Source organism: Nocardia vulneris, assembly GCF_001613425.1.
In the GTDB taxonomy this organism is placed as follows: Bacteria; Actinomycetota; Actinomycetes; order Mycobacteriales; family Mycobacteriaceae; genus Nocardia; species Nocardia vulneris.
This window is the reverse complement of record NZ_BDCI01000040.1, coordinates 1-16,506: the sequence shown is the minus strand read 5'-3', so window position 1 is coordinate 16,506 and position 16,506 is coordinate 1. Positions and strand designations below refer to the sequence as shown.

Sequence of the window (16,506 nt, the reverse complement as noted above, 5' to 3'; positions counted from 1 at the left end):
CATCGAGGGTAGCGGGGTGTTGGGCTGTGTGGCACTTGAATTTTGGAAGGTTACAGGCCCGGGAAGTCGAAAACATCAAGATACTCGGATATGCGCATCTAACTATGAGTTGTTGCCAAAGCGAGTCGGGCGCGAACCGCACGTGACCAGCACGACACGGCAAGGAAGGGAGCCGGTGGCGCACATCGGCGTGGCGTCGGCATAAACTGGTGGCGCGTCGCCGCCGTGCGGGAGAGTTCCGGGTAACCCCGGGCGCCGAAGGAGCAGCACCTCTCCGTCAATCTCTCAGGCAAAAGGACCGTACGGGCTTCGACGTCTCTGGAAAGCGGTGGCCTGCTACGAGCGGAGTCGCCCGCCCACGGGGAAAGGGGCTCGGCTCAGGTCGCGGCAACCGAATCTCTCAGGCGCCACGACAGAGGGAGAGGGCTGGTACCCGTCGACCGACGTCGACCCGCCCGACCCATGGGAGCTGCCGTGACTCGCTCATTCGCCGACCGCCATATCGGACCCGACCGGGAAGAACTCGCCCGGATCCTGGACGTCGTCGGCGTCGGCTCGCTCGACGAGCTCGCCACCAAGGCGTTGCCCGCCAGCATCCTGGACGGTTCCGGGCTGGCCGGATTGCCCGCCGCGGCAACCGAACACGAGGTGCTGGCCGAACTCGCCGCCCTCGCGCACTCGAACACCGTCGCCACCTCGATGATCGGTCTCGGCTACTACGACACGCTGACGCCGCCGGTGCTGGTGCGCAACCTGCTGGAGAATCCGGCCTGGTACACCGCTTACACGCCGTACCAGCCGGAGATCAGCCAGGGCCGGCTCGAGGCGCTGCTCAACTTCCAGACCATGGTGTCGGAGCTGACCGGCATGGACGTCGCGAATGCCTCGATGCTCGACGAGGCCACCGCCGCGGCCGAGGCGATGACGCTGCTGCACCGCGCGAGCCGATCCAAGTCGGTCCGCCTGGTCATCGACACCGATCTGTTCCCGCAGACCAAGACCGTGCTGACCACCCGGGCCCAGCCGCTGGGCATCGAATTGGTGCCGGCCGACCTGTCCGGCGGGGAACTGCCCGAGGGTGAATTCTTCGGGGTGCTCGTGCAGGCGCCCGGCGCGTCCGGTCGCGTAGTGGACTGGACGTCGCTGATCGCCGCCGCGCACGAGCGGGGCGCGCTGGTCGCGGTCGGCGCCGACCTGCTGGCGATGACGTTGCTCGCCTCGCCCGGTGACCAGGGTGCCGACGTCTGCTTCGGCACCACCCAGCGTTTCGGCGTGCCGCTCGGCTTCGGTGGCCCGCACGCGGGTTATCTGGCGGTGCGCACGGCGTATGCCAGGCAGCTGCCGGGCCGGTTGGTCGGCGTGTCGGTGGACGCGGACGGTGACCTCGCCTACCGGTTGGCGTTGCAGACCCGCGAGCAGCACATCCGCCGCGAGAAGGCCACCTCGAACATCTGTACCGCACAGGTGCTGCTGGCGATCGTGGCCGCGATGTACGCGAGCTACCACGGTGCCGAGGGCCTGCGCGCCATCGCGCGCCGGGTGCACGGACACGCCGCCGCGATCGCGGCCGGGCTGGACGGCGCGGTCGTGCACGACACCTTCTTCGACACCGTGCTGGCGCACGTGCCCGGCGGCGCGGAAGCCGTTGTCGCCAAGGCGAAGTCGCGGGGGATCAACCTGCGGCTGGTGGACGCCGATCACGTCGGCATCGCCTGCGACGAGGCGACCACGGCGGCGCACGTCGCCGCGGTGCTCGAATCGTTCGGCACCGCACTGTCTTCCGAGCAGCGCGAGCCGGCTCCGGCCGCCACGATCGAGACCAGGACCTCGCCGTTCCTGGAGCACCCCGCGTTCACCAAGTACCACACCGAAACCGCGATGCTGCGTTACCTGCGGTCGCTGTCGGACAAGGATATCGCCTTGGACCGCAGCATGATTCCGCTCGGCTCCTGCACCATGAAGCTGAACGCGACCGCGGAGATGGAAGCGATCACCTGGCCCGGGTTCGCCCGCGTGCACCCCTACGCGCCGGTGGAGGACGCCCCCGGCCTGTTGCAGGTGATCCACGACCTGGAGCAGTGGCTCTCCGACATCACCGGTTACGACTCGGTGAGCCTGCAGCCGAACGCGGGCAGCCAGGGCGAGTACGCCGGGCTGCTGGCGATCCGGCGCTACCACCTGGATCGCGGTGACACGCACCGGGATACCTGCCTCATCCCGTCCAGCGCACACGGCACCAACGCGGCGTCGGCGGCGATGGCGGGGCTGCGCGTCGAGGTGGTGAAGTGCCGCGACAACGGTGACGTCGACCTGGACGACCTGCGCGCCAAGATCGCCGACCACGCCGACCGGCTGGCCTGCATCATGATCACCTACCCGTCCACGCACGGCGTGTACGAGCACGAGGTCGCCGAGCTGTGCGCGCTGGTGCACGACGCGGGCGGTCAGGTGTACGTGGACGGCGCGAACCTGAACGCGCTTGTCGGCCTTGCCCGTCCGGGCCGGTTCGGCGGCGACGTCAGCCACCTGAACCTGCACAAGACCTTCTGCATCCCGCACGGTGGCGGTGGTCCCGGCGTCGGTCCGGTCGCGGTGCGGTCGCATCTCGCGCCGTACCTGCCGGGCGACCCGCTCGAGCTCGACTCGCACGCGGTGTCGGCGGCGAAGTTCGGTTCGGCGTCGATCCTGCCGATCACCTGGGCGTACATCCGGATGATGGGCGCCGACGGCTTGCGCGGCGCGACGCTGACCGCGATCGCTTCGGCGAACTACATCGCCCGCCGTCTCGACGAGTACTTCCCGGTGCTCTACACCGGTGAGCACGGCATGGTCGCGCACGAGTGCATCCTGGACCTGCGCGAGATCACCAAGCAGACCGGCGTCACCGTCGACGATGTGGCGAAGCGTTTGGCGGACTACGGTTTTCACGCGCCGACGATGAGCTTCCCGGTGGCGGGCACGCTGATGGTGGAGCCCACCGAGAGCGAGAACCTCGCCGAGCTGGACGATTTCATCGAGGCGATGATCGCCATCCGCAAGGAGATCGACCAGGTCGCCGCGGGCGTCTGGCCGGTCACCGACAATCCGCTGCGCGGCGCGCCGCACACCGCGGCCAGCCTGGTGGGCGAGTGGGAGCACCCGTACAGCCGCGAAACCGCGGTGTACCCACGGGGTCTCGGCCACGCTCGCGCGAAGGTGTGGCCGCCGGTGCGCCGCATCGACGGCGCGTACGGTGACCGCAACCTGGTGTGCTCGTGCCCGCCGCTGGAGGCGTACGCCGACTGAGGTCGCCCGGCTGGGCGGGCTTGGGCGTACCAGTTCCGGCTCGCCGCACCCCTTCTGTTGCCGCGCACCCGTTCTGGCTTTCCAGAGGGGGTGCACGAGAACCGAAGGGGTGCGGCTTTCGGTGCTTTACGGGGTCGTCAGCGACTGCACGACCGCCGAGGCGAAGGTGAGATCGTCGGAGGTGGCCAGGCGGGTGTAGGTGCCACCGCTCTGTTCGGAGATGCTCTTCAGCGTCTGCGTGCCCGGGCCGCCGATCACGATGATATCCACGCGGACCGGATGGGCTTTGTCGATCGCCGCGGCCATGTCGCTCGCGAGTTTCGCGCCGGTGACCGAGGAATCGTCGTCGGGTCCGTCGGTGATGAGCAGCACCGAATTGGTTCGTCCCGCAGTGTAATTGGCCACCGCGTTCTTATAGGCGGCGATCAAGGAGGGGTAGGCCTGATCGGCGCGGACGTCGGTGGCGCGCAGGGCGCCGAGTGCGCTGCTGACCTTCGTGCGCTGGGCATCGGTGAGCGGCGCGGTGGCGGCCTGCACCTTGTAGGGCTTGGTGTCGTCGAGGTTCTTGCCGAAGGTCCAGATGCCCAGGCCGAAGTCGGGCGGCATCACGGTCATCGTGGAGTTGAGGGCGGCGATCACGTTGGCCAGTCGGGTGGTCGAGCCGTCGGCGGTCGACATCGACGCCGAGACATCCACCAGCACAGTCGATTGCACGCCGAGCACCGGGTTCGCGAGAGTGCCCGCGACCTTCTCCAGGACTGTGCGTGCGGGTGCCGGCGCGGTGGCGGGCGGCCCGGCGGTGAACCCGGCCGCGGCGAACGTCTGGGCGGTTTCCGGGGTGCGCAGGAAGTCGGCGAACAGGCCGCCGATCAGGTTCTGCGTCTTGTCGACCCACGGCCCGGACATCAGCGCCGCGGGGTGGTCGGCGATCGGTGCGGCGCCGGACGGACGATAAACAGTAAGTCCCGGTTGGCTTTTGACCTGCTGTTCGGTGGTCGCGACGGCGTGCACGGTGGCGTCCTTCGGCGCGCCCGCGAGCGCGCCGAAGGCGGCGGCCGTGTCGGGTACCTCGGGCGCTTCGGCGGCGAGGCCGGAGATGGCCGAGACGACCTGGCCCGACTGTGCGGCGGGGTCGGTGAGGGGGTCCGCGCCCGAGACCGCGGAGCCGACCGCGACGGCGGCGGCGAGGGTGGCATCGCCCGGCGGTAGCGCCATGCGCAGGCCGCCCCACCCGGACAGGCCGATATCGCCGAGCGAACCCTGTTGCAGGCGTGGCAGATCCGACCACGAGGATTTGGCTTCTTCGAGGGCGCCGCGCAATTCGTCGGGCACCGCGAGCACGATCGGGCTCACCGCGATCGGTGCGGGCGTGCCCTCGATCAAACCGGGGACGCGCATCGCTTCGATGGAGCGGGTCGAGTCCGGGATCCACAGCACCGGTTGCGGGCCGAGATTCTGATCCCACGGCTTACCGCTGGTGAAGGCGGCGACGATGGAGGCGGACGGCTGGGTGGTGACCGACACCTGCGCGCAATGGTCGCGCACCTTCGGCTTCGTCGCGTTGTAGCGGTCCGCGGCCGCTCTGACCTGCGGTGCGATATCCGGATCGGCGGTCACGTACAGCGTCGCGGCGCCGGAGACGCATTCGGCGGCCGCGGCGCTGTCCTCGTCCGCGGCGCGGTCTCTCAACTGAAACCAGCCGAAGACGCCCGCGATTAGTAGCACGATGGCCACTATCGCGAGAACCGGACCTTTACTGACGCCACGGGACCTGGTTCCGCTGCGATGAGTGCCCACGGTGCACAGTGTATGTTCACCTGCGGTTTGCGGGCTCGGCGAGTCTCCTGCTCGTCGGCGTGCCGTGTCGAAACGCCCGGCGTCGTGCCCGGACGGGCACGACGCCGGTGGTCAGGGGCGGATCATCCGTCCCCGGTCGAACTCGTGGCCACCCCAGACGCCGGACTGGCCGGTGCGCGCAGCGAATTCGCCGCACGCGGTGCGGATGGGGCAGTCCGCGCAGACCTCGCGCGCGTAGTCGAAGTCCTGCGACGGGTAGGGGAACCAGGCCTCGTGGTGCGGGTCACCGCGGCAGGCGGCCCGATGCCACTCGCCGGAGTCCGAGAGCGGGAGCAGCTCCGCCAGGGTCAGCTGCACGACGGCGGCGGTGTCGGTGTGGACGGTCATCGTGGTGGTCTCCTTTCTCGGATGTCAGGTCCGCGCGAGCTGCTTCCAGATCTGTCGCTGCTGTCTGGCCCGGTGGTTGGGCGCCTTCGGCACCCAGAGCAATCGCATGCCGGCCTCCTCGGGCGTGCGGTCGGCCTTGCTCGTGTTGCACGGCCCGCAGCAGGCGACGAGGTTGCTCCAGGTGTTCGGGCCGCCCCGGCTGCGCGGGCGGATGTGGTCGACGGTGCGGGCCCAGGCGGCGCAGTAGCCGCACCGGTGGTTGTCCCGGCGCAGCACGCCGGCCCAGGTGGCGCGGCTCTCGTCGTGTACCCGCGCGCTGTGCTCGAGGTAGACGTAGCGCAGCAGCCGGATGGTTTCCGGCAGGAGCACCTCGACGTGTTGGGACCGGATGGTGAAATGCGGGACCCGGTCGGCGATCGACTCCGCGGTTCCGGCCATGAGCAGCACCACGGCCCGGTCGGCGCTGATCTCGTCGAGTGCCTCGTAGGAGGCGTTGAGCACCAGCACGCCGGTGTGTATCCAGTTGTCGGCGGTGACGGCCGCGGGGTAGGCGGCATGGCGGAAGGGCATGGGAATCACCATGTTTCGGGAAGAGTCGAGCGATGCGGCGGAAGGGGAAGGTCAGCGACCGTCATGGAGGCGGCTGTTTTCGCGACCTGGTTTCACGGTCGACAAGCGCTGGGCCGCATGGGTGTTCGGCATGGTCGGGCGCATTCGCCACCTCCTCCTTTCCACGTGCTCGGGCGTCACCGCTACTCGGTGATCATCGTTGAATCCCATGGTGACATAACGGACCTACCGTTGTCGGGTCATTTTTTCGCGGCTCGGTTCAGGCGGCGCGCTGCCCGACGTCGGTCGCGTCGATGCTGGTCGAACGGCTACGCAGCATGCCGGACGCGGCCGCGGCGAGCACGCAGAACGCGACGGGCAGGAAGAAGACGACGTCGAGCGCGGCGAAGTGGGTGAGCGGCCCGATGATCGCGGGCCCGGCCAGCATGCCGAGATATCCGATGCCTGCCACGCGGGCGACGTTGGCACCCACCGCGTTTCGGTCCGCGTGACCGGCGGCGCTGAACAGCTGCGGGACGCACCCGGACATGCCCGCGCCGAAGACGGCCCAGCCCACGAGCGCGAGGGGAATCCACGGGGAGAGCGCGGCAGTGGACAGGCCGAGCGCCGCCGTCGCGGCGCCGTAGCGCAGGATCGCCACCGGGCCGAACCGGGTGCTGAGCCGATCGGCGAGCAGGCGGCCGACGGTCATCGCGGTGGCGAAGGCGCCGTAGGCGAGCGCGGCGGTGGCGGGGGAAGCGGACAGCACATCGCGCAGATGCAGTGTGCTCCAATCGTTGGCGACGCCTTCGCAGAGCATGAGCAGGAACGCGAGGCCGGCGAGCAGCCAGATCCGCCGTGTCGCTTGGTATTTGCCGTCTGTCGCGGAAGTGTTTGCTGTGCTGGAGGTTTCAGCCCGAAGCAGGGCCGGTGCGGCGGACAGTGCGACCGCCAGGCCGAGCAGGGCCGCGACGCCGAGCGTGGTGGCGGGTGACCAGTCCCAGCTCAGCGTGCGGGCGCCGATCAGCGCGGCGAGCACCCCGCCCAGCGAGAAGGTGGCGTGGAACGCCGACATCACCGCGCGCTGATAGCCGTGTTCGACCTGGACGGCGTGCGAATTCATCGCGACGTCGAGACAGCCGTTGCCGAGCCCGAGTCCGAACAGGGCCGCGCCGAGCAGCCAGCCGTTGGTGGCCAGCCCGGGCGGCACCAGGGCGAGCGCGCAGAGCGCCGCGCTCGCCGGGACGACGACCCGGGCGCCGAGGCGATCGGCGAGCGGACCGACGATCTGCATGCCCGCGAATGCGCCTGCACCCAGGAGCAGGAGCAGCCAGCCGAGGGTCGCGTGGCTGATGCCGGTCCGCTGTTCGATCGCCGGGATGTGCACGACCCACATGCCCAGCAGGAATCCGTTCAGCGCGAAGAAGGCGAAGGTGGCCAGGCGTGCGGCGCGCAACGTACTTTGCATGTGTTCGAACATAACGAACATGATAGCTGTGCGAAATATTGATTTATGAACATAATGGATGGTTGAATAGCGGTGTGGTGAGCACAGATCGTCTTACGCAGATCGCCGATGCCGTGCGTGCGGCGGGCAGTCTCGGCGTCGCCGAGCTGGCCGAACTCACGGGCGCCTCGGAGATGACCATTCGCCGGGACCTGGAGACCCTCGCCGGCCAGGGCGTGCTCGAGCGCTACCGCGGCGGTGCCAGGACCTTGCTGCTGCGCGGTGAGGAACCGCCGTACGCGTTACGGGTGCGGGAAGGACTCGAGACCAAACGCCGGCTCGCCGCGGCCGTGGCCGATTTGATCGCCGACGGCGAGTCCGTGGTCCTCGACAGTGGGACCACCTGTGTCGAGGTCGCGCACCTACTGGCGGCACGGCGGCTCACGGTGATGCCGCTGTCGCTGCACGCGGTGAACGCGCTGTCGGCGGCACCCGCGGTGACCCTGTTGGTGCCGGGCGGCAGGCCGCGCCCGGGGGAATTGGCGCTGACCGGTCCGTTGACCCTCGCGTCGTTGGCCGCGATCAGGTTCGACACCGCCGTCATCGGCTGCTGCGGGCTGACCGCCGCCGACGGTCTCACCGCCCACGACCTCGACGACGCCGCGGTCAAACAGGCCGCCATCGCCTCCGCCCGGCGGGTCATCGCGGTCACGGAATCGGCCAAGTTCTCCCGCACGGCCCTGGCCGTCGCCGCGCCCGCCGCCGCCCTGCACGCCGTCGTGACCGACCACGACGCCACCCCCGACGCCGTGGACGCGCTACGCGCCACCGGCCCAACGGTTCTCACCGTCTGAGCCGTCATCACATCCGCACCCTTTCTCCGGATCCGCACTCTCTCTGTGCGCCCACAGTGGGCAGATCCCGAAAACGGGTGCGGATTTTCAGGCCGTGCCCAGTTCGGCGGCGCCGAAGGAGACGTTGAAGCGGTCGCACCAGATGGTGACGCTGGTGAGGGCCGCCAGGTCGGTGTCGGCGGGGATGGCGTAGTTCTGGCTGCCCCGGTTGCCTTTCAGACTGCCGAGGTCGAGGTGCTTGCCGTCGTCGAAGACGAACCAGCCGGAGCTGCCTTCGATGACCGGCGCGTCGGTGAGCCACACGTGCAGGTCGGGGCCGTTGGAGGTGTCGAGGTCCGCCAGGCGCAGGACCCGGCTGCCGTCGGGGAGTTGGAGCACGGCGACCGTGCCGGAAGTGGTGTGCTCATGGGAGATGAACGTGCCGCGGGCGAGGGTGCGCGGCTCGGCTGGGGCGCTCGGCGGCGCGGCCCCGGCGGGCACCGCTATCGACGGTGCGGCCTCATCGACGGTGGTGTTCGTGAACAGCCGCCACGGTTGGAACAGGGCCAACCCCACCCCGAGCCCGATGACCAGTACCACCGTCAACGCCCACGTGATGGGGGAGCGCGCAATCCTGCGAGCCGACACCATGGATACTCCCTCGAGCCGTTCCAGCAATACGACCATTGAACACCGCATTCCACCCCCGACCGGCGCGTCGACGACCGAAAACACGTGAACAAACTCTGACGGATTCCCGCCCCGACCGGCTGGTCCCGAGGCACCCGAGCCGTGCCGCCGGGCTGGGCTTTCGGCCACTGCTGGGCCGCCGGGCACTGCCGGGTCCGCCGTCAGCCGATCGGCGAGTGGCCGAGGAGGGCGCGGCCGGTGAATCGGGTCTGTTTGGCTCGCGGCAGCGGATGGAAGAGGCAGCCGTGGATGTCGCGGTAGCGCATCTCCAGTTCGCAGGTTCGTGAATAGCCCAGTCCGCCAACGGTTTCGATGGCGAGTCGGACGGTGTGGATGAGTGCGTCGGCGGCCGCGGTCTTGCGGCTGAGGGTGCGGCTGGCGTAGGCGTCGGAGTTGTCGAACCGCAGATTGTCGGAACCGGCGAACATGGCGTCGATCAGGTCGGCGGCGGTGGTGTGCGCATTGACCATCTCACCGGCCAGTTGGAAGGTGGGTGCGTCGTCCCGCTCGGCGACCAGGGCGGCGGCGAGTTCGACTGCGCCGTCGGCGATCCCGAGGTAGGCGGCCATCACCAGCGGCATCGCCGCGCCCATCACCACGTTCAGCAGCGGCGGCCAGGCGTCGGCGCGGCGCACCAGGGAGACCGCGGCGTCGGGGACGAAGACATCGTCGAGGAGCACGGTGTGCGAGCCGCTCGCGCGCAGACCGAGTGTGTCCCAGGTCTTTTCGATCCGCACCCCGGGCGCGTTGATCGGGACGGCGCAGTGCAGCACGTGCGGGCCCTCGGGTGCGTCGGCCCACCGGATGCTGGTGACGAGCACGGTGCCCGCCTCGACACCGCTGGCCGGTGATTTGCGCGCGTGCACCCGGTAGCCGCCTTCCACCCGCTCGGCCCGGCCGCTGGAGGCGACCCAGTCGGAGGCGCCGGTGCTGATCAGGATCGCGCCGTCGACCACCTTGCCGAACAGTGGTGCCGCGTCGATGCCGTGGTGATGGCGCCACACCTGGGCGGCGACGAGGTGGGTGTGCATGGCGAACGCGACCGCGGTGGACGGGTCGTGGCGGCCGAGTTCGCGCAGGATGTCGCCCATCTCGCGATGGGTCGCACCGCCGCCACCGAACTCGGCGGGGACCAGCGCGGCGGACAGCCCGGTGCTGCGCAGCAGGTCGAAGGCGGTGGTGGACAGTTCGCCCGCGCGGTCGTTGGCCGCCACGTCGGGGCGTAGGGCGGCACCGACCTCGCGGGCGCGGGCGATCCAGTCGGTGCGGATGTCGGAAGAGGTTGTCGTCATGTTTCGAAGGTAGGAACGGCCGCGATAACCGAATAGTCCAGAAAGTGGACCCTGCCGGTCCAGTATCTGGACCCCGAACACGAGGTGACCATGACGACACCGGGCTACGGCCAGTACTGTCCGATCTCTCGCGCGCTCGACGTGCTCGGCGAGCGCTGGTCGCTGCTGATCGTGCGCGACCTGCTGCTGGGCACGACCCGGTTCAACGATCTGGCGCGCGGCCTGCCCGGCCTCTCGCGCAGCCTGCTGGCCAAGCGGTTGCGCCAGTTCGAGCGCGCCGGACTGCTCGACAAGGTGGGCTCGGAGTACCTGATGACCGCCGCGGGCCGGGATCTGGAGCGGATCCTGTTCGGCCTCGGCGCGTGGGGTGCGCGCTGGAGTTTCGGCGACCCGCGTCCGGCGGAACTCGATCCCGCGGTGCTGGTGTGGTGGATGCATACCCGCCTGGACACCTCCGCGCTGCCCGGCAAACGCCAGGTTTTCGCCGTCCGGTTCACCGATCGTCCGCACCGTTTCTGGATCGTCGTCGAATCGGGTGTCCCGTCGGTCTGCGACGCCGACCCGGGCTATCCGGTCGACGTGGTGATCAGCTCCGACATCGGTTCGCTGTATCAGGTGTGGCTCGGCAAACTCTCACTGGCGCAGGCGATCCGGACCGGCCGGCTGACGTTCCTCGGCCCGACCGCGCTGACCCGCCGCATGTCCTCGGTACTGCTGCTGAGCCCGATGGCCCCGTACGTCACTCCGGCACCGGTCGACTTCACCACGCGCGCTTCGTGATCGGTCCGGACAGCGCACCTACCCGCGAATTCGGCAGGTAGGTGCGTAGGCTCCGGACGCGCTACCGCCCCGCGCGGGTCAGAGGTTGCCGACGATGTGTTCGAGGCGTTCGGCGACGTGCTCGCGGGCCTTTTCGCGGAGCGTGGGGCGGTAACCGCTGGGGTAGACGGGATCTGCGGGTTCGTAGGTCTTGAGGACCTCCTTGGCGAGGGTGATCTTGTGCACCTCGGTGGGCCCGTCCGCGATCGCCATCACCTCGGCGTAATTCATCATGTCGACGAAGGGGAGGTCGGTGCTGACGCCGATGGCGCCGTGCAGATGCAGTGCGCGCTGGGCGATGTCGTGCATGACCTTGGGCATGGCGACCTTGATGGCGGCGATGTCCTTGCGCACCTTCAGGTAATCCTGTTCCTTGTCGATGCGCCACGCGGTGCGCAGCACGAGCAGCCGGAACTGCTCCATCTCGATCCAGCTGTCCGCGATGCGCTCCTGGGTCATCTGCAGGCCGGCCAGCGGGCCCTTGCGCATCGGCCGGGACACGGCGCGCTCTGCCATCATGTCGAATGCCTTGCGCACCAACGCGACCGTGCGCATCGCGTGATGCACGCGCCCACCGCCGAGCCGGGTCTGCGCGACGATGAAGCCCTGGCCCTCCGCGCCCAGCAGATGGTCGGCAGGCACCCGGACGTCGGTGAACCGCAGATGGCCCTCGTGCTCGCTGAACCCGTGCACGTGGAAGTTCTTGACGATCTCGAGGCCGGGAGTGTCGGCGGGCACGATGAACATCGACATGCCCTGGTACGGGCTGACATCCGGATTGGTGACCACCATGACGATGTGGAAGCTGGCGAACTGCGCGTTCGAGTTGAACCACTTCTCGCCGTTGATCACCCAGTGGTCGCCGTCGCGTACCGCCCGAGTCTTGAACGTGGTGGGGTCCGAGCCGCCGGTCGGCTCGGTCATCACGTAACAGGAGCCGATGTCACCGGCGAGCAAGGGCGCCAGATACTTCGCCTTCTGCTCCTCGGTGCCGTAGTGCGCGAGGATTTCGGCATTGCCGGAATCCGGTGCCTGGCAACCGAATACCGAGGGCGCCCAGAACGACGTGCCGAGCACCTCGTTGAGCAGCGCGAGCTTCATCTGCCCGTAGCCCTGGCCGCCGAGCTCGGGGCCCAGGTGGCAGGCCCACAGCCCCTGTTCCTTGACCTGCTCCTTCAACGGCCGCATCAGCGCCATGGCTTCTGTGTTGCCGCGGTCGTACGGATTCGGGTACAGCGAGTCGAGCGGCTCGACCTCGGTGCGGACGAATTCCGCCGCCCAGTCCAGTTTCTTCTGGAAGTCCGGGTCGGTCTCGAAATCCCAAGCCATGGTCAGCCTTTCGTGTGTGGTTCGGTGGTGGTCACCACGCCGTCGAGGAACGTGGTGGCGAGAATCTCGGCGATCTCGGCGGGGGAGTGTTCGCCGTGTGGGCGATACCAGAAGGTCACCATGTTGAGCATGCCCAGCACGCTGTTGGTGACCACGTGGTCGTCGGTGCGCAGCAGACCCGCGGCGTGCCCGGTGTCGATCACCCGCTGCCAGCACTGCTGGACCCGATCGCGCAGCTCTTGCAGTTGAGCGCCGCGCTCGCCGGTGAGGGCGGTGACGTCGCGCAGCTGGATCGCGACCTCGCTACGGTGCTCGATGATCAGCCGGACGTGGCTGTGGATCAGCCGGCGCAACTGGCTGATCGGATCGTCGTCGCCCGCGACGATCTGTTCCGCGTCGACCAGCATCAGCTGGATGTAGTCGTGCAGGATCTGCCAGAGCAGTTCTTCCTTGGAGCCGATGTGGTAGTACAGCGCGCCGCGCTGGACATCGGCGCGGTCGCCGATCTCCGCGACGCCGGTTCCATGAAAGCCCTTCTCCGCGAACAACTCCCGTGCTGCCCGCAGAATGCGTTCGCGGGTGTCGCCGGCGTTGGCCGCGGAGGCGGGCGGGCGGCCGCGGCGCCGCGCCGGGGCGACGTCGGCGTCACCCGACCTCGCCCTGCTGCGCGACGCGGTACTCATCGCGCGGGGTCCAGCACGACCTTGCTCACGCCGTCCGCGCGTTCGGCGAACAGCCGGTAGGCGTTCGCGCCGTCGGACATCGGGAGCCGATGGGTGATGACCGCTTCGGGGCGCAGCCGGCCCGCTGCGGTGAGCCGCAGCAGGGTGGGCAGCTCGTATTGGATCGAGCACAGGCCGATATGGAACTCCAGCTCCTTGATCTGTGCCAGCGGCATATGGAAAGGGTAAGCCCGGTTCTGGCTGACGCCGATCACGCTGACCCGCCCGCGGTGCCCGACCGCGCTGATCGCGAGTTTGATGGTGGCATCGGCGCCGACCGCCTCGATCGCGACATCCGCGCCGCCGCCGAGCAGTTCGCGGATCGCCAGCTTCGGATCGTCGGCGTCGACCGGTTCGGCGCCGAGTTCGGCGGCTTGTTTGCGGCGTTCGGCAATGAGATCGACGCCGAGCACGCGGGACGCGCCCATCGCGAACGCGGACTGCACCGCCATCAGTCCGACCGGGCCCAGCCCGATCACCACCATGGTCTCCCCGGGTGCGATCCGGGCGCGCCGCGCGCCGTACCAGGCGGTCGGCGCGTTGTCGGTGAGGACCACGGCGGCGTCGTCGCTGACCCCCGCGGGCAGGCGCACCACATTGCCTTCGGCATGCGCGACGGCCAGATATTCGGCCTGGCCGCCGGGCAGCGCGCCGCCGAGCCCGTAACAGGCGTCGATCGCCGCGGGCGTGCGCGAGCAGGCGGCGACGATGCCGATCCGGCAGTTCGCGCACCGGTCACACCCCGCGGAGGCGGGGACCAGCACGCGGTCACCGACCGCGAACCCGCGCACGTCCGAGCCGATTTCGACGATCTCGCCGACCGCTTCGTGCCCGACGCTGTAACCGGTCCCGTCGGTGAACCCGTGCCCGGCGTAGATGTGCAGGTCGCTGCCACAGATGCCGGCGGCGGTGACCCGGATGATCACGCCGTCCGGTCCGGTGAGCACCGGATCGGGCACATCGGCGTACGAGATCTCCCGCGGGCCTTGATAGGTCAGTGCCTTCATCGCCAGCCGCCGTCCACGGCGAGCGTCGCCCCGGTGCAGAATCCGGACTCCGCGCCCGCGAAGAACAGTGCGGCGCCGACGATTTCGCTGGGCTCGCCGACGCGGCGCTGCGCGTTGACGGTGCCGATCGCCGCGCGGACCTCGGGCGTCCAGGCCTTCGAGATATCGGTCGCGAACGCGCCGGGCTGAATCGTGTTGACCCGCACGGTCGGTCCGAAGGTCTGCGCGAGACCGACCGTGAGCGTGTTCAATCCGGCCTTGGCCGCCGCGTAGGGGAGCGCGTGCGGGGCGGGCCGGGCCGCCTCGATCGAGGAGATATTGATGATCGAGCCGCCGCCGTCGGCCGCCATCCGGGTGCCGATCAGGGCCGAAAGACGAAACGGCCCTTTGAGATTCACGCCGATGACCTTGTCGAACAGCGCCTCCGACACCTGATCGAGGCTCGGGTAGAGCGGCGAGAGCCCGGCGTTGTTGACCAGCACGTCGACCCGGCCGAACGCCTCGTAGACCGTCTCGACCAGTGCGTCGCACTGCGACCAGTCGCTGACGTTGCACGCCACCGGCAGCGCGCGCCTGCCGTGGGTGGCGCGCACCTCGTCGGCCAGCGCGACGCATCCGTCGAGTTTGCGGCTGGCGATCACCACGTCGGCGCCCGCCGCCGCGAACGCGAGCACCATCTCCCGGCCGAGTCCCCGGCTGCCCCCGGTGACCACGACGACCTTGTCCTCGAGCGACACACGCTCTCCCGTCGATCAGAAAATGTTCCGATCAGTACATTAAATCGCGCGGCCGATACAATCAAGGGCATGTTCGGCCGACCGCCGACACGCTGTGCCGCGCCGAGTGATTTACCCCGCTTCATCGGCGCGCCGGAACATATCGGCGAGACGCCACGTTCGACCCGGAACAGGGTGGTATCACTACCCACGGGTAACATCGATGCGTCTTTCCCACCCGGCTTTCTCAGAAGTGAGGCAGTAGATGACAGAGCGGATTCAGGTCGGCGGGCTCCAGGTGGCCAGCGTTCTCCACGAGTTCATCGAGAACGAGGCGCTGCCCGGAACCGGCGTAGATTCCGCCGCGTTCTGGGCCGGTGCCGAGCAGGTCATCAACGACCTCGCGCCGCGCAACCGCGCGTTGCTCGCCGAACGCGACGAGATCCAGGGCAAGGTCGACGCCTGGCACGCCGAGCACCCCGGCGCGAACTACGACAAGGCCGCCTACAAGAACTTCCTGAGCGAAATCGGCTACCTGCGCCCCGAGCCCGCCGATTTCCAGATCAGCACGCAGAACGTGGACGACGAGATCGCCACCACCGCGGGCCCGCAGCTCGTGGTGCCGGTGATGAACGCGCGCTTCGCGATCAACGCCGCCAACGCCCGCTGGGGTTCGCTCTACGACGCGCTCTACGGCACCGACGCCATCTCCGAGGCGAACGGCGCGGAAAAGGGCAAGAGCTACAACAAGGTTCGCGGCGACAAGGTCATCGAGTGGGCGCGCAACTTCCTCGACGACGCCGCGACCCTGATCACCGGCTCGCACATCGGCTCCACCTCGTACAAGATCGTCGACGGTGAGCTCGAGGTCGGCCTCGAGGACGGCACCGAGATCGGGCTCGCCGATCCGTCGCAGCTGGTCGGTTACCTCGGCGAGCCGGACGCGCCGACCTCGGTGCTGCTGAAGCACAACGGTCTGCACATCGAGATCCAGATCGATGCGGATTCGCCGATCGGCAGCACCGATACCGCGGGTGTAAAGGACCTGGTGCTGGAGTCCGCGGTCACCACGATCATGGACTTCGAGGACTCGGTCGCCGCGGTCGACGCCGAGGACAAGGTGCTCTGCTACCACAACTGGCTCGGCCTGATGAAGGGCGATCTCAGCGAGCAGGTGAGCAAGGGCGACCAGACCTTCACCCGCACCATGAACCCGGACCGGGTCTACACCGCGCTCGACGGCGGTGAGCTGGTGCTGCACGGCCGTTCGCTGCTGTTCGTGCGCAACGTCGGTCACCTGATGACCAGCGACGCCATCCTCGACGCCGAGGGCAACGAGGTGCCCGAGGGCATCCTCGACGGCCTGATCACCTCGCTCATCGCGACGCATTCGCTGCGCGGCGACACCGAACTGAAGAACAGCCGCACCGGCTCGGTCTACATCGTGAAGCCGAAGATGCACGGCCCCGACGAGGTCGCGTTCACCAACGAGCTGTTCGGCCGGATCGAGGACGTGCTCGGCGTGCCGCGCAACACCCTCAAGGTCGGCATCATGGACGAGGAGCGCCGCACCACGGTGAACCTCAAGGCCTGTATCCAGGCTGCCGCCGAACGTGTGGTGTTCATCAACACC

At 68.8% G+C, this 16,506-nt stretch carries 14 protein-coding genes and 1 riboswitch; of the genes, 4 read left to right on the top strand and 10 right to left on the bottom strand.

The genetic code is table 11. The annotated features are described in order from the left end of the window. Positions 1-218 precede the first annotated feature (218 nt). Positions 219-311: riboswitch (glycine riboswitch) on the top strand. A gap of 151 nt (positions 312-462) precedes the next feature. Next, entirely contained in the window at positions 463-3,285 is a 2,823-nt protein-coding gene (gene gcvP / locus NVU01S_RS34280) for an aminomethyl-transferring glycine dehydrogenase (protein ID WP_043674719.1), read from the top strand. Between the two features lie 126 nt (positions 3,286-3,411). Here gcvP and NVU01S_RS34275 read toward each other — a convergent pair whose 3' ends face one another. From NVU01S_RS34275 to NVU01S_RS34260, 4 genes are all read right to left on the bottom strand, one after another. Then, on the bottom strand, positions 3,412-5,010 hold the full coding sequence (locus NVU01S_RS34275; protein ID WP_244467349.1) for a substrate-binding domain-containing protein: 1,599 nt from the start codon (positions 5,008-5,010) through the stop codon (positions 3,412-3,414). Positions 5,011-5,193: 183 nt separating this feature from the next. Further along, the gene (locus tag NVU01S_RS34270; RefSeq protein ID WP_014984402.1) at positions 5,194-5,469 is read right to left on the bottom strand and encodes a WhiB family transcriptional regulator; all 276 of its coding nucleotides are present in this window, start codon (positions 5,467-5,469) and stop codon (positions 5,194-5,196) included. 24 nt (positions 5,470-5,493) lie between these two features. Further along, on the bottom strand, positions 5,494-6,039 hold the full coding sequence (locus NVU01S_RS34265) for an HNH endonuclease (RefSeq protein ID WP_043674875.1): 546 nt from the start codon (positions 6,037-6,039) through the stop codon (positions 5,494-5,496). Positions 6,040-6,298: 259 nt separating this feature from the next. Further along, positions 6,299-7,486, bottom strand: a complete 1,188-nt coding sequence (locus tag NVU01S_RS34260; protein ID WP_156161705.1) for an MFS transporter — start codon at positions 7,484-7,486, stop codon at positions 6,299-6,301. A 77-nt stretch (positions 7,487-7,563) separates the two neighbouring features. Here NVU01S_RS34260 and NVU01S_RS34255 point away from each other — a divergent pair, with 77 nt between their 5' ends. After that, positions 7,564-8,319, top strand: coding sequence for a DeoR/GlpR family DNA-binding transcription regulator (locus tag NVU01S_RS34255; protein ID WP_209444827.1), 756 nt, complete (start codon positions 7,564-7,566; stop codon positions 8,317-8,319). An 87-nt stretch (positions 8,320-8,406) separates the two neighbouring features. Here NVU01S_RS34255 and NVU01S_RS34250 read toward each other — a convergent pair whose 3' ends face one another. Then, the gene (locus tag NVU01S_RS34250) at positions 8,407-8,949 is read right to left on the bottom strand and encodes a DM13 domain-containing protein (protein WP_043674872.1); all 543 of its coding nucleotides are present in this window, start codon (positions 8,947-8,949) and stop codon (positions 8,407-8,409) included. A 200-nt stretch (positions 8,950-9,149) separates the two neighbouring features. Next, positions 9,150-10,280: an acyl-CoA dehydrogenase family protein gene (locus NVU01S_RS34245; RefSeq protein ID WP_043674706.1), complete on the bottom strand. Its 1,131-nt coding sequence runs from the start codon at positions 10,278-10,280 to the stop codon at positions 9,150-9,152. Between the two features lie 90 nt (positions 10,281-10,370). Here NVU01S_RS34245 and NVU01S_RS34240 point away from each other — a divergent pair, with 90 nt between their 5' ends. Further along, positions 10,371-11,060 carry a winged helix-turn-helix transcriptional regulator gene (locus NVU01S_RS34240; RefSeq protein WP_043674704.1) on the top strand — a complete coding sequence of 230 codons (690 nt, stop codon included), beginning with the start codon at positions 10,371-10,373 and terminating at the stop codon, positions 11,058-11,060. 78 nt (positions 11,061-11,138) lie between these two features. On the opposite strand, the gene NVU01S_RS34235 is transcribed toward NVU01S_RS34240, so the two are convergent. Genes NVU01S_RS34235 through NVU01S_RS34220 form a run of 4 tightly spaced genes read right to left on the bottom strand, consistent with a single transcriptional unit; the run spans position 11,139 to position 14,894 of the window. Further along, positions 11,139-12,428 carry an acyl-CoA dehydrogenase family protein gene (locus NVU01S_RS34235; protein WP_043674701.1) on the bottom strand — a complete coding sequence of 430 codons (1,290 nt, stop codon included), beginning with the start codon at positions 12,426-12,428 and terminating at the stop codon, positions 11,139-11,141. A gap of 2 nt (positions 12,429-12,430) precedes the next feature. After that, positions 12,431-13,111: a TetR/AcrR family transcriptional regulator gene (locus NVU01S_RS34230; protein WP_052280863.1), complete on the bottom strand. Its 681-nt coding sequence runs from the start codon at positions 13,109-13,111 to the stop codon at positions 12,431-12,433. Further along, positions 13,108-14,157 (bottom strand): alcohol dehydrogenase catalytic domain-containing protein, encoded by a 1,050-nt coding sequence (locus NVU01S_RS34225; RefSeq protein ID WP_043674699.1) that lies wholly within the window; start codon positions 14,155-14,157, stop codon positions 13,108-13,110. The genes NVU01S_RS34230 and NVU01S_RS34225 overlap by 4 nt, the downstream gene beginning before the upstream one ends. Next, complete coding sequence (locus NVU01S_RS34220; RefSeq protein WP_043674696.1) at positions 14,154-14,894, bottom strand: SDR family NAD(P)-dependent oxidoreductase; 741 nt, start codon at positions 14,892-14,894, stop codon at positions 14,154-14,156. The genes NVU01S_RS34225 and NVU01S_RS34220 overlap by 4 nt, the downstream gene beginning before the upstream one ends. Before the next feature lie 244 nt (positions 14,895-15,138). Here NVU01S_RS34220 and NVU01S_RS34215 point away from each other — a divergent pair. Then, positions 15,139-16,506 (top strand): malate synthase G (locus NVU01S_RS34215; protein WP_082859556.1); only part of this gene is annotated, 1,368 nt, incomplete at its 3' end.